Here is a 12746-nt window from a genome sequence, read left to right as displayed (position 1 = left end):
GGGCTCAACTGCTGGTCCAGCCGCCGCCCAGCGCCCTGAACAGGTCGACCTGGGCGAAGGCCACCACCCGGTTCGCCGTCGCCAGATCGCTCTCCGCCGCCGCCAGCGTCCGCTGCGCGTCCAGCACGGTCAGGAAATCGATCTGCCCCTCCCGCTGCCGGGCAAGGCTGATGCGGGCCGCCCGCCCGGCGGCCTCCCGCGCGGCCTTCAGCGTATCGCGGCGCTCCAGCGCATGGGCATAGACGGACAGCGCCGTCTCGGTTTCCTCCAGCGCCTGCAGCACCGTGCCGTCGAACGCCGCGAGCGACCCGTCGGCATCGGCCCTGGCGGCTGCGATCCGGGCGCGATTGGCCTCCTGATTGGGGAAGGCCCAGTTGATCAGCGGCCCCAGCAGCCAGCGGAACGGCCCGCCGCCGAAAATATCGCCGCCGCCCACCGCCGTCGTGCCGATCGATCCGCCCAGCGTGATGCGCGGATAAAGGTCCGCCGTCGCCACCCCGATCCGCGCCGTGTCGGCGGCCAACCGCTGCTCGGCGGCCCGCACGTCCGGACGCCGGGCCAGCAGGGCGCGCCCGTCCCCCACCGGTATGGGCTGGCTGAGGCCGGGCGTCGTCTTCTGGTCCTGCACCGGCGCGGGCAGCTCCTGCGGCGTCCGCCCCGTCAGCGTCGCCAGCCGGAACAGCGCGCTGTCCCGGTCCGCGATCAGGCTGGGGATGATCGCCGCCTGCTGGTCGCGCAGCGCCGTCACGCGGATCACGTCCAGCCGGTCCGACCGGCCCACCTCGAACCGCGCATTGGTGATGCGGATGCTGTTGTCGAGCAGCGCCACCGTCTGCCGCGCCACGGCGATCCGCTCCGCCGAACTGGTCGCGTCGACATAGGCGCGCACCGTGTCCGCGACCACCGCCACGCGCACCGCGTCGGCGTCGGCCGCGGCGGCGTTGACGTCGCCCTTCGCCGCCTCGATGCTGCGCTTCACCCGCCCGAACAGGTCGACCTCATAGGCGACGTTCAACCCCGCATCGACGGTCCAGTTCTCGCGGTCGGCCCCCGGCAGCGTCTGCGCGGCCGACGCCCGGCCATAGCTGGGCGAACCGCTCAGGGTCGTCTGCGGCAGCCTGTCGGAACGGGCGCCGCGCAACTGGGCGCGGGCCTTTTCCAGCCGGGCGACGGCCACGCGGATGTCGCTATTGGCCTTCAGCGCGTCCTGCACCAGCCCGTCCAGCATCGGATCGCTGTAGAGCCGCCACCAATGCTCGTCGGCCTGCGCCGTGCTGACTGCTGTGCTGGCCGCCGGACTGGCCGCGCCGATAAAGGCCCCGGCAGCAGCGGTCGGGGTAGCCGGGGCCTTATAGTCCGGCCCTGCGGCGCAAGCGGTCAGGGCCGACGCGCCGAGCAGAAGGGGGAGGAGTGTCTTGATCATCATGCCGTTCCTTATTCGGCGGGTTGCAGCGCGGCGGGGGCCTGACCCTTGCCCTTGCGGGAAAAGCGGTCGCCCAATGCGCGGCACACGACATAGAAAGTGGGGGTGAAGAGCAGGCCGAAAGCCGTCACGCCGGTCATCCCGAAGAAGACGGCCGTGCCCAAAGCCTGCCGCAGCTCCGCGCCCGCCCCGCTCGCGATCACCAGCGGCACCGCGCCCAGGATGAAGGCGAAGCTGGTCATCAGGATCGGACGCAGACGGGTCTGCGCTGCCTGAACGGCGGCATCCACCGGCGAAAGTCCCTGTTCCTCCTCCGCCTGCTTGGCGAACTCGACCACCAGGATCGCGTTCTTCGCCGCCAGGGCGATCAGCACGACCAGCCCGATCTGCGTTAGGATATTATTGTCCATGCCCCGCAGGTTCACGCCCAGCATGGCCGCGAACAGGCACATCGGCACGATCAGGATGATCGACAGCGGCAGCGTCAGGCTTTCATATTGCGCCGCCAGCACCAGGAAGACGAAGAACACCGCCATGGCGAAGACGACGCCCGCCGTATTGCCGGCGATCACCTGCTGATAGGCGACGCCCGTCCATTCCTTGCCATAACCGGCGGGCAGGGTGGAATCGGCCAGCTTCTCCATCGTCGTCAGCGACTGGCCCGAACTGTATCCGGGCGCGGTATCGCCGTCGATCTCCACCGCCGGCAGCAGGTTGTAGCGCACCACGCGATAGGGGCCGGTCTTGTCCCTGAAGGTCGAGACGGAACCGATGGGCACCATCTGCCCGCTGTTCGACCGGGTCTTCAGATTGGCAATGTCCGCCACCGTGCCGCGATGGTCGGCATCGGCCTGCGCGGTCACGCGATAGGTGCGCCCCAGCAGGTTGAAGTCGTTGACGAAGGCGGAGCCCAGATAGACCTGCATCGCTTCGAACACGCGCTCCGGCGGCACGCCCAGCAGGTCGGCCTTGCGCCGGTCCACATCGGCATAGACGCGGGGCGTGCCGACATCGAACAGCGTATAGACCATGTTGAGTCCGGGCGTCTGGTTCGCCTTGGCGATGAAGTCCTGGGCGACCTTGTTCAGCCCGGCATAGCCATGATCCTCACGATCCTGCACCATCAGGCGGTATCCGCCCGCCGAACCGATGCCCTGGATGAGCGGCGGCGGCACGAGCAGGATGCGGGCCTTGTCATAACCGGCGACGGCCTTGTTCGCCTGCTCCATGATCCCGGCATAGGTGACGCCTTCTTGCCGACGCTCGGCGAAGGTCTTGAACGGGAAGTAGATGGCGGCGCTGTTGGGCGCCTGCGTCTGCGAAGGGCCATGGAAACCGGCGAACATCACCGCGCCGCGTAGGCCCTTTACCGGCAGGATTCTCGCCGCGACCTCCCGCGTCACCTTGTCGGTGCGTTCCAGCGAAGCGCCGGAGGGCAACTGCACCACGGCCAGGAAATAGCCCTGATCCTGCGCGGGGATGAAGCCGCCGGGCGTCACCCAGAACAGGGCGATGGTGGCGGCGATCAGCCCCGAATAGGTCAGCAGCATCTTCTTGGGCCGCGCGACGAGGAAGCGGGTGAGGCGGGCATAGCCAGCGCTCAGCCGGTCGAAGCCGCGATTGAAGCGGTCGGCCGCCTGCCCGGCCAACCGGCGCCAGCGCGGCGCATTGTCCAGATCATGCCCGCCATTTTGGGCATGGGGCTTCGACTTCAGCAACAGCGCCGCCGCCGCCGGAGACAGAGTGAGCGAGAGGATCAGCGAAATGATCGTCGCGGTCGAAATGGTGACGGCGAACTGCTGGTAGAAAGCGCCCGAAATGCCGGTGATGAACAAAGTCGGCACGAACACCGCACACAGGACGAGGACGATGGCGATCAGCGCCGTGGACACCTCATCCATGGACACGCGGGCGGCCTCCAGCGGCGACATGCCATGCTCGATATTGCGCTCGACATTCTCGACCACGACGATGGCGTCGTCGACGACGATGCCGATGGCCAGCACCAGCCCGAACAGCGACAGATTGTTCAGCGAATAGCCCAGCCCCGCCAGGATCGCCGCCGTGCCGATCAGCGAGACCGGAATGGCGATGATCGGGATGACCGCCGCGCGCCAGTTCTGGAGGAAGACCAGAATGACGAGCACGACCAGGATCACCGCTTCGAACAGCGTGTGATAGACGGCGTCGATGGACTGGGCGATGAATTCGGTCGGATTGTAGATGACGCTATATTCCAGCCCCTTGGGGAAGCGCTTGGAAAGCTGCTCCATCTCCGCCTTCACCTTCTCCGCCGCGTCCAGCGCGTTGGAGCCGGGGCGCTGCATCGTCGCGATGACGACGGTGGGCTTGTTCGACAGATAGGTGTTGATGCCATAATCCTGCGCGCCCAGTTCGACGCGGGCGACGTCGCCCACCCGGACCTGACGGCCGTCCGCATCGGTGCGGATGACGATGTCCGCAAACTGCTGCGGCTCGGTCAGGCGGCCCTGCATCTCGACGCCAAGCTGGAAGGCTTCACCGCGATCATAAGGGGGCTGGCCGATGGAACCGGCGGACACCTGCACATTCTGGGCGCGCAGGGCCTGCACGATCTCGCCCGCGGTCAGGTTGAGCGCGGCGGCGCGGTCGGGGTCGATCCAGATGCGCATCGCATAGTCGCGCGATCCGAAAAGCTGCACGTCGCCCACGCCGTCCAGCCGCGCCAGCCGGTCGCGCACCTGCGTCAGCGCATAGTTGGAGATATAATCGCGGTCGAACGTCCCGTCCGGCGACTGGAGGTTCACGACCATCAGGAATTCCGGGGTCGTCTTGCGCGTGACGACGCCCAGCCGCTGCACCTCTTCGGGCAGGCGCGGGATGGCGACGGCGACGCGGTTCTGGACCAGCACCTGCGCGGCGTCCAGATCGGTGCCGACCTTGAAGGTGACGGTGATCGTGACCTTGCCGTCGCCGGTCGACTGGCTGCTCTGGTAGAGCATGTCGTCGACGCCGTTGATCTCCTGCTCGATCGGCGCGGCGACGGTGGACGCGACGGTTTCGGCGGATGCGCCGGGATATTGGGCGGACACCGTGACCGTGGGCGGCACGATGTCCGGATATTGCGAAACGGGCAGACCGACAAAGGCGATCGCGCCGACCACGGTGATGATCACCGCGATCACGGCGGCAAAGATCGGCCGGTCGATGAAGAAACGGGAGAGGCGCATCGGACGAATTCCTCGATGGCGTGAAAAGGGGTTCGCGATCCGGGGAGCGCGCGTTTCAGCTTGATTTCCTACCTCTGCCTCCGTTCGCCCTGAGCTTGTCGAAGCCTGTCCTGAGCGCCTGCCTTGCAGGCAGTCGAAGGGGGCTTCACTTCTCTTCAAGGAAAAGTGCAGGGCTTCGACAGGTTCAGCCCGAACGGGGAGGGCGTGATGCCTTAGCGCGCAAAGGTCGCCTGCGCCGCAACCGGCGCCGCCGCATCCACCGCCGCAACCGGCGCCGGAGCCGCCTTGATCGCCGCCGGCTTCGTCGCGACCTTCGCACCCGGCATGGCCGCCTGAATGTTCGACACGATCACCCGGTCGCCGGGCGTCAGCCCCGCGCGGATGATGCGCAGCCCGTCCACCACCGGACCCAGCTCCACCGGCTTCGCCGCGACGCTGTCGTCCCGCCCGACCACCAGCACGGTCTTGCGCGCCTGATCGGACTGGATCGCCTCATCCGGCACCAGCAAGGCATTGACCTTGCCGCCATTGGCCAGCCGCATATTGCCGAACAGCCCCGGCGTCAGGAACATGTCCGGATTGTCGAACACGGCCCGCACCCGGATCGTCCCCGAACGCGGATCGAGCCCATTGTCGGTGAAGTCCAGCCGCCCCTTGTGCCGATAATCCGCTTCATCCTGCAACCGCACCTCGACCGCCCCGCCAGCGCCCCTGTCGCGCTGCGACTTCAGATACAGCGCCTCGGACGCATCGAAGTTGAAGTAAATGGGATCGAGCTTGTTGACCGTGGTCAGCAATGTCGCGCCCGCCCCTTCGCCCGCCGAGACGAGATTGCCGATATCGACCCGCCGGTCCGAAACCCGCCCCGAAATCGGCGCGCGGACCTGCGTGAACTCCATGTCGAGCGCCCGCTGCCGCTCCCGCGCCTGCGCCCCCGCCAGCGCGGCCTGCGCCGCCTGCAACCGCGACCGGAGCGAGTCCACTTCACTCGCCGAAACCGCCTCATCCCCCGTCAGACGCTGGACGCGGCTATAATCATTCTGCGCCAGCAGCAAGGCGCTGCGGGCGCTCGCCGTGCTGGCCTTCGCCTCCGCCAGAGCCGCCAGGAAGGGCCGCTGGTCGATGGTGAAGAGCAGTTGCCCCGCCTTCACATAATCGCCGTCCCTGAAGTGGATCGCCGTCACCGACCCCGACACGCGGGGACGAATCTCGACCGTCTGGCTGGGCGCGAAGCGTCCGACATAATCGTCCCACTGCGTCACCGCGCGGGTCAGCGGGGCGGAGACGCCCACGGTGACCAGCGGGGTGGCGGCGGCCTGCGCCTCGGGCCTGTCGATCAGCTTCCACGTCACGCCGCCCAGGATGGCGAGCGCGATCACGCCCAGCGAAACATGGCGCTTTCGCCAGCGGGCGAGGGGGGTGGCCGACCTGGTGTCGACGTCGATGGGGGTGTGCATGTTCATGGTGTCAGCTCCGGGAACCTTGGAAGCGCCGTTGCGCGCTGATGCTGGCCAGCAGCGTTTCGAGCTGGCCCTCGTTGAATCCGGCCTTCAAAAAGGCCTTCAGGAAGGAAGGACGGACCGCATAGCCGCGATGCCAGGCGTCGACCGCCAGACGGCGCAGGCTCTCCAGCCGCTTGTTGGCAAGGCGCGGATTGGCCCGCTCCCCAAATATCCAGCTTTTCACCCGGTCCCAGCGGTCCGGCGCGCGCAGCGACGACAGGCCGTCCCCCCGCGCAAGCTGGATGATCTGCCATTCGACGGGCGCGAAACCGGCGTTCGCCGCCCTTTTGACGCCAATCGCTCCGCCATCTTCGGCCAGCGTGGCAAGTTGCAGAAATGCCATGGCAATTCCCCTGTGCATGACGCGCAACCGGGAATCGGGCCGACGCATCGTCGTCCGCTGCGAGCCATCCCGGCCGAACGTGGAAAAAAAACCTCTCCGCCGCGCGACCGGCGGGCCGCGCGTCGAACAATGGAATGATGGTCAGGTCGCGCCGCCCTGTTGGGCTGGTCGCGTCAGGTCGTCAGCGACGACAGGATTTGAGAAACGTCCGCATCATGTGACCTCTTTTGGAGAGCAGGTCTATTCAATACTGACTGGTATATAATGCGGTGCAGCAGCAGGGTCAACAGGCTTTTTATACCGTTTGGTAATTTTTCGGTATGGAATTCCGGAAAGCCCGGTTTTCCGTCACTTCCCCGGCCAGACGGCCAGCGTCGTCTCCACCAGTTGCTCCAGCAGTTCACGCGACATCCCCGCGCTCGCATGCACGGCCATGCCCTGCACCACGGCGGTCAGATAGGTGGCCAGCGCCTTCGGCTCGATCGTGTCGGGAAAGTCGCCTTCCTCCCGCGCCCGTTCCAGCCGCGCCACCAGGGCCGCGTCGGAGGAGGCGCGGCGGGCGATGACCTCGTCGCGGATCGACTCGGCCTGCGTGGCGCAGGCGACCGCGCTGATCACGCCCAGGCAGCCATGCGGATCGGTCGTCCCGGTCTGGATCGCCAGCGACCCGCGCAGCAGCCGTTCGGCCACGCCCTTTGCGGTGGGTTCGTCCAGCGCGGACTTGATGTAGCACAGCTTGTCGCGCTCATAGAGGTCGAGCGCCTTGCGGAACAGCGATTCCTTGTTGCCGAAACAGGCGTAGAGGCTGGGCTTGGTGATGCCCATCGCCTCGGTCAGTTCCGCCATGGACGCGCCTTCATAGCCACGCCGCCAAAAGACGGTCAGCGCGGCACTGAGCGCTTCTTCGGGATCGAACTCCCTCGGGCGTCCCCTCGCTGTCTGAGTCTGTGTTTCCATACCGAGCGGTATATAGTGAGAGTTGCGCCCATCGTCCAGACCCGGCTTCTACGGAGCGCCACTTTGCCCTATCAGCCGGAAAAAAGAGAGTAAAGCGCGCATGCAGACCCGCCTTCTTCAATATTTCCTGGCCCTGGAGAGGGAAGGGCATTTCGCCCGCGCCGCCGCTGCCTGCCATGTCTCGCAGCCCACGCTCTCGGCCGGCATTTCCGCGCTGGAGGCGCAACTCGGCAAGCGCCTGATTCAGCGCAACCGCCGCTACGCCGGGCTGACCGAGGAGGGCCGGGCGATCCTCCCTTGGGCGCAGCAGCTTGTCGCGGCGGCGGACAATCTGATGCAGGCGGCGGCGGTCGCCAAGGGCCCCTTGCAGGGCGAATTGCGCCTGGGCGCGATCCCGGCCGCCATGCCCGCCGTCGGCCCGCTGGTGGAGGCGCTGCTGGAGCGGCATCCCGGCCTCAACATCTCGGTCCGGGCGCTGACCTCGCGCCAGATCGAGCGGGAGCTCGCCGCCTTCGAACTGGACGCGGGCCTCACCTATCTGGATTTCGAGCCGCCCTCCCACATGCTGGCCGCGCCCCTTTATGTCGAGCGCTACATGCTGGTGGCGGCGCGGGGCGTGCTGGATGAAAAGCGCCCGCCGGACTGGGAGGATGTGGCCGCCCTGCCGCTGTGCCTGCTCCATCAGGGCATGCAGAACCGGCGCATATTGGACGCCCGGCTGGGCGAACGGGGCCTCGCGCTGCGCCCGGTGGTGACGGCGGACAGCTATGTCGCCCTGTTCGCGCTGGTGCGGCAGGGGCGGCTCTGCTCCATCGTGCCGGACAGCCATGCGATGCTGCTCGACGGTCTGGACTGGGTGCGCACCTTCGCGCTGCCGGACGCGGAGGAGGGGAGCCGCATCGGCGTCATCGTTTCCGATCGCGCCCCGCTGGGCCCGCTGGCGCAAGCGGTCCTGACCGTGGCCCGGGATATTTCAGGACGGAGCGAGGCGGTTTAAGGAGCGCCCCCACTCCCCGTCATGCTGAACTCCTTTCAGCATCCATTGGGCCTCCCAAGCGGAGCGTTCTGAAAGGCCCCGCCCTAAACCTCAAGTGGACGCATCTCACTGAGGCGATGGGTAAAAGGACTATCCTCTCTCCTCCTCCCTTTCCCCCAACACAATCGCATCGATCCGCCGCAACATAGCCACAAAAGCCTCCACCTCCTCCGCACTGAAATGCGAGAATATCCCGCTCTCCAGCTCCAGCGCCCTGGGCGCGATGGCCCCATGCAACCGCCGCCCTTCCTCCGTCAGCGCCAGCAGATGCGACCGCCGGTCCTCCGCATTGGGCAGGCGCTGGACAATCCCCTGCCCGCTCAACGCAATCGCCGCCCGGCTGACCGTCACCTTGTCCATGCGGCTCCGGGCGCAGATCTGCTGCTGCGTAACGCTGCCAAGCTCCGCCACCCAGGCAATGACCCGCCATTCCGCAATGCTGATCCCGAACAGCCTCTCATAACTTTGCGCGATGGTGTCGCTCAGCAACGCCGCCGTGAAGGACAGGCGATAGGGAATGAACTGATCGAGGCGCAGCGTCTTGGCGGTCATCCACAACTGGTAACATTTGATACTTCATCGGCAAAGCGCTATGATGGTAACAATTGATACCACAGGAGTCGCGCCGAAATGGGAGAGAGCAGGCCATCCGCAGCCGCCATGCTGACAGGCTTCGGCAATCATTTCGCGACGGAGGCGGCGCCCGGCGCCCTGCCGGTGGGCCGCAACTCCCCGCAACACGCCCCCTATGGCCTTTACGCCGAACAATTGTCCGGCACCGCCTTCACCGCGCCCCGTGCGGAAAACCGGCGAAGCTGGCTCTACCGCCTGCGCCCCGCGGCCAATCACCCGCCCTACCGCCCCTATGAGGCCGAAACCCTCCTGCGCAGCGGCCCCTTCGACGAAGCCCCCCCGACGCCCAACCGCCTGCGCTGGGACCCCCTGCCGCTCCCCGAACGATCGGTGGATTTCCTCGACGGCCTCATCAGCTATTGCGGCGCGGGCGATCCGGCGGCGGGCGAGGGCCTGGCCGTCCATCTCTACGCCGCCAACCGCCCGATGGAAAAGCGCGCCTTCACCAATGCCGACGGCGAAATGCTGATCGTGCCGCAGCAAGGCAGGCTGCGCCTCACCACCGAAATGGGCGTGATGGATGTCGCGCCGGAACAGATCGCGCTGATCCCCCGCGGCGTGCGTTTCAGGGTGGACCTGCCCGACGGAACGGCGCGGGGCTATGTCTGCGAAAATTACGGGGCCTTGTTCCGCCTCCCCGACCTCGGCCCCATCGGCGCCAACGGCCTCGCCAACGCCCGCGATTTCGAAACCCCCGCCGCCTGGTTCGAGGATGACGACAGCCCCCACGAAATCGTCCAGAAATTCGCCGGCCAGCTGTGGACGACGACGCAGGACCATTCCCCCTTCGACGTGGCGGCCTGGCACGGCAATCTCGCGCCCTGCCGCTACGATCTGCGCCGGTTCAACACGATGAACACGGTCAGCTACGACCATCCCGATCCGTCGATCTTCACCGTGCTGACCTCCCCCAGCGACCGGGCGGGAACCGCCAATTGCGACTTCGTGATCTTCCCGCCGCGCTGGATGGTGGCGGAGGACACATTCCGCCCGCCATGGTTTCACCGCAATGTGATGAGCGAATTCATGGGCCTGATCCACGGCGTCTATGATGCCAAGGCAGGCGGCTTCGCGCCGGGCGGCGCGTCGCTGCACAATTGCATGGCGGGCCACGGCCCGGACAAGGCCAGCTATGAAGGCGCGCTGGCCGCCGAGTTGAAACCGCACCGGATCAGCGACACCATGGCCTTCATGTTCGAAAGCCGCTTCGCCTTTCGCCCGACCCGCTTCGCGATGGAAACGCCGCTGGGCCAGTTGGACTATGACGATTGCTGGTCCGGCTTCACCAAGGCGCAACTGCCGCAAGGGGCCGGCTCAAGAGAAGAGGAGGGGGCATGAGCTTCCCGCAGATAGACGAAACCCATGATCCCGCCCGGTCGAGCTGGGTCGAGGGAGCCGATGGCCATCCCGACTTCCCGGTCCAGAACCTGCCCTACGGCATTTTCTCGCCCCCCGGCGGCGCGGCGCGGGCGGGCGTCGCGATAGGGGAGCGGATTTTCGACCTGCGCGCCGCCGCCGAAGCGGGCCTGCTTCCCGCCGCCGCCGCCGCCGTCCTGCACGGAACCACCCTAAACGCCCTGATGGCGCTCCCGGCGGCGGACCGGCTGGCGCTGCGCCGCTGGCTCAGCGCCCTCTTCAGCGATGAAGGACAGCGCCACGCCGTCGAACCCCTGCTGCACCGGGCGGCGGATTGCGCGCTGCACCTGCCCGCCGCGATAGGCGATTATACCGACTTCTATGTCGGCATTCACCACGCCACCAATATCGGCAAGCTGTTCCGCCCCGACAATCCGCTGCTGCCCAATTATAAATATGTCCCCATCGGCTATCATGGACGGGCATCCTCCATCCGGCCGTCAGGCGTGCCGGTGATCCGCCCGCAGGGCCAGCGCAAGGCCCCCGATGCCGATGCTCCGGTGGTGGGGCCCAGCCAACGACTGGATTATGAGCTGGAACTGGGCATCTGGATCGGCGCGGGCAATGCGCTGGGGGAGCCTGTGCCGATTGCCGAGGCGGCGAACCATATAGCGGGCTTCTGCCTGCTCAACGACTGGTCGGCGCGCGACTTCCAGGCATGGGAATATGTGCCCCTGGGCCCGTTCCTGGCCAAGAATTTCCAGTCCACCATCTCCCCCTGGGTCGTGACGGCGGAGGCCATGGCCCCCTTCCGCATCGCCCAGCCTCCAAGGCCGCAGGGCGACCCGCAACCCTTGCCCTATTTGTGGGACGAACAGGATCAGGCCCATGGCGCACTGTCCGTCGATCTGGAGGTCCATCTGTCGAGCGCAAACATGCGGGCGCAGGGCCTCGCGCCCATGCGCCTCTCGCGCGGCCCCGCTTCCTCCATGTACTGGACCGCGCAGCAGATCGTCGCCCATCATGCGTCCAACGGCTGCAACCTCAATCCCGGCGACCTGCTGGGGACGGGCACGCTCTCCGGCCCGACGCCGGACAGCTATGGCAGCCTCATGGAACTGACCGAGGGCGGCAAGACGAAGATCCTCCTGCCGACCGGTGAGGAACGCGCCTTTTTGCAGGATGGCGACGAACTGGCGCTTAAGGCGGTGGCGCGGGCGGACGGCTATGTCCCCATCGGCTTCGGGGAATGCCGCGCCCTGATCGAGCCGGCGCGATGAGCGCGCTCACCCTCCACGGCTATTGGCGTTCGACCAGCTCCTATCGCGTACGGATCGCGCTGAACCTGAAGGGCGTGGCCTATGATCAGGTCACGCACGACCTGCGCACCGGCGCGCAGCGGGAACCGGACTATCGTGCCCTGTCCCCGCAAGGGCTGGTCCCCGCCGTGGAGGCGCAGGGTTTTGCGTTCACGCAAAGCCCCGCCATTCTGGAGTGGATCGAGGAACGCTGGCCGCAACCGCCCCTGCTGCCGCCCGATGCGGAGGGGCGGGCAATCGTGCGCTCCATGGCGGCGCTGATCGGCTGCGACATCCATCCGCTCAACAATCTGCGCGTCCTTCAGGCGCTGAAGCAGGATTTCGGCGCGGACCAGCCCGCCCTCGACACATGGATCGCCCGCTGGATCACGGACGGCTTCGCCGCGCTGGAGGCATGGGTGATGCGCCATGGCCGGGGCTTCGCCTTTGGCGATCGGCCGGGGCTGGCGGACTGCTATCTGGTGCCGCAACTCTATTCGGCGGAGCGCTTCCATGTCGACCTGTCCGCCTTTCCCGCCCTCGTCGCGGCGGGGGAAAAGGCGCGGGCGCTGGACGCCTTTGCAATGGCCCATCCGTCCGTCCAGCCCGACGCCGATCCATGAGCGAGGACGAACGGCTGACCGCGACCCCGCCGGGCGTGGCCCTGGCTCCGCTCGACAGCATAGCGGACGGCAAGGCGCGCAATTTCGTGATCCAGATGCGCAAGGGCCGCTTTCACGGCTTCGTCCTGCGCATCGGGAACGAAGTCCGCGGCTATGTCGACCGCTGCCCCCATATGGGCCTGCCCCTGGCACAGAAGCTGGACGATTATCTGACGCCGGACGGCGCCCTGATCGCCTGTAGCTGGCACGGCGCCCTCTTCGCGCCATCCGACGGCGCATGCCTGGGCGGCCCCTGCGCGGGCGCTGCGCTGATCCCCTGGCCGGTGACGGTCGAAGACGGAATGATCGTGACGGCGGTTTGATAGA

11 protein-coding genes are annotated in these 12746 nt (G+C 67.0%); 5 read left to right on the top strand and 6 right to left on the bottom strand.

Annotated features, from left to right (window positions below; translation table 11 throughout):
• Positions 1-4: 4 nt before the first annotated feature.
• From LDB29_RS20455 to LDB29_RS20435, 5 genes are all read right to left on the bottom strand, one after another.
• Positions 5-1426 carry an efflux transporter outer membrane subunit gene (locus LDB29_RS20455; protein WP_373278218.1) on the bottom strand — a complete coding sequence of 474 codons (1422 nt, stop codon included), beginning with the start codon at positions 1424-1426 and terminating at the stop codon, positions 5-7.
• Between the two features lie 8 nt (positions 1427-1434).
• Positions 1435-4632 carry an efflux RND transporter permease subunit gene (locus tag LDB29_RS20450; RefSeq protein WP_044661086.1) on the bottom strand — a complete coding sequence of 1066 codons (3198 nt, stop codon included), beginning with the start codon at positions 4630-4632 and terminating at the stop codon, positions 1435-1437.
• Between the two features lie 212 nt (positions 4633-4844).
• On the bottom strand, positions 4845-6095 hold the full coding sequence (locus LDB29_RS20445; protein ID WP_025549483.1) for an efflux RND transporter periplasmic adaptor subunit: 1251 nt from the start codon (positions 6093-6095) through the stop codon (positions 4845-4847).
• Positions 6096-6099: 4 nt separating this feature from the next.
• Positions 6100-6477, bottom strand: coding sequence for a hypothetical protein (locus tag LDB29_RS20440; RefSeq protein WP_025549484.1), 378 nt, complete (start codon positions 6475-6477; stop codon positions 6100-6102).
• 348 nt (positions 6478-6825) lie between these two features.
• Positions 6826-7434 carry a TetR/AcrR family transcriptional regulator gene (locus LDB29_RS20435; protein WP_025549485.1) on the bottom strand — a complete coding sequence of 203 codons (609 nt, stop codon included), beginning with the start codon at positions 7432-7434 and terminating at the stop codon, positions 6826-6828.
• 100 nt (positions 7435-7534) lie between these two features.
• On the opposite strand from LDB29_RS20435, the gene LDB29_RS20430 reads away from it, so the two are divergent.
• A complete protein-coding gene (locus LDB29_RS20430; protein WP_099186545.1) occupies positions 7535-8431 on the top strand; it encodes a LysR family transcriptional regulator in 897 nt (298 codons plus the stop codon).
• 129 nt (positions 8432-8560) lie between these two features.
• On the opposite strand, the gene LDB29_RS20425 is transcribed toward LDB29_RS20430, so the two are convergent.
• Positions 8561-9022, bottom strand: coding sequence for a MarR family winged helix-turn-helix transcriptional regulator (locus LDB29_RS20425; RefSeq protein WP_257557499.1), 462 nt, complete (start codon positions 9020-9022; stop codon positions 8561-8563).
• A gap of 78 nt (positions 9023-9100) precedes the next feature.
• On the opposite strand from LDB29_RS20425, the gene hmgA reads away from it, so the two are divergent.
• The 4 genes from hmgA to LDB29_RS20405 are packed head-to-tail and all read left to right on the top strand — an operon-like array spanning position 9101 to position 12742.
• Positions 9101-10441, top strand: coding sequence for a homogentisate 1,2-dioxygenase (gene hmgA / locus LDB29_RS20420; RefSeq protein WP_025549488.1), 1341 nt, complete (start codon positions 9101-9103; stop codon positions 10439-10441).
• Entirely contained in the window at positions 10438-11739 is a 1302-nt protein-coding gene (gene fahA, locus LDB29_RS20415) for a fumarylacetoacetase (protein ID WP_044661089.1), read from the top strand. Before hmgA ends, fahA begins: the two co-directional genes overlap by 4 nt.
• A complete protein-coding gene (gene maiA, locus LDB29_RS20410; RefSeq protein WP_044661090.1) occupies positions 11736-12380 on the top strand; it encodes a maleylacetoacetate isomerase in 645 nt (214 codons plus the stop codon). The genes fahA and maiA overlap by 4 nt, the downstream gene beginning before the upstream one ends.
• Positions 12377-12742, top strand: coding sequence for a Rieske (2Fe-2S) protein (locus LDB29_RS20405; RefSeq protein WP_025549493.1), 366 nt, complete (start codon positions 12377-12379; stop codon positions 12740-12742). Before maiA ends, LDB29_RS20405 begins: the two co-directional genes overlap by 4 nt.
• The last annotated feature ends 4 nt before the right edge of the window (positions 12743-12746 follow it).

It is taken from the genome of Sphingobium sp. CFD-2 (assembly GCF_024611135.1).
Lineage (GTDB): Bacteria > Pseudomonadota > Alphaproteobacteria > Sphingomonadales > Sphingomonadaceae > Sphingobium > Sphingobium fuliginis.
This window is presented reverse-complemented; position numbering and strand designations above follow the sequence as displayed.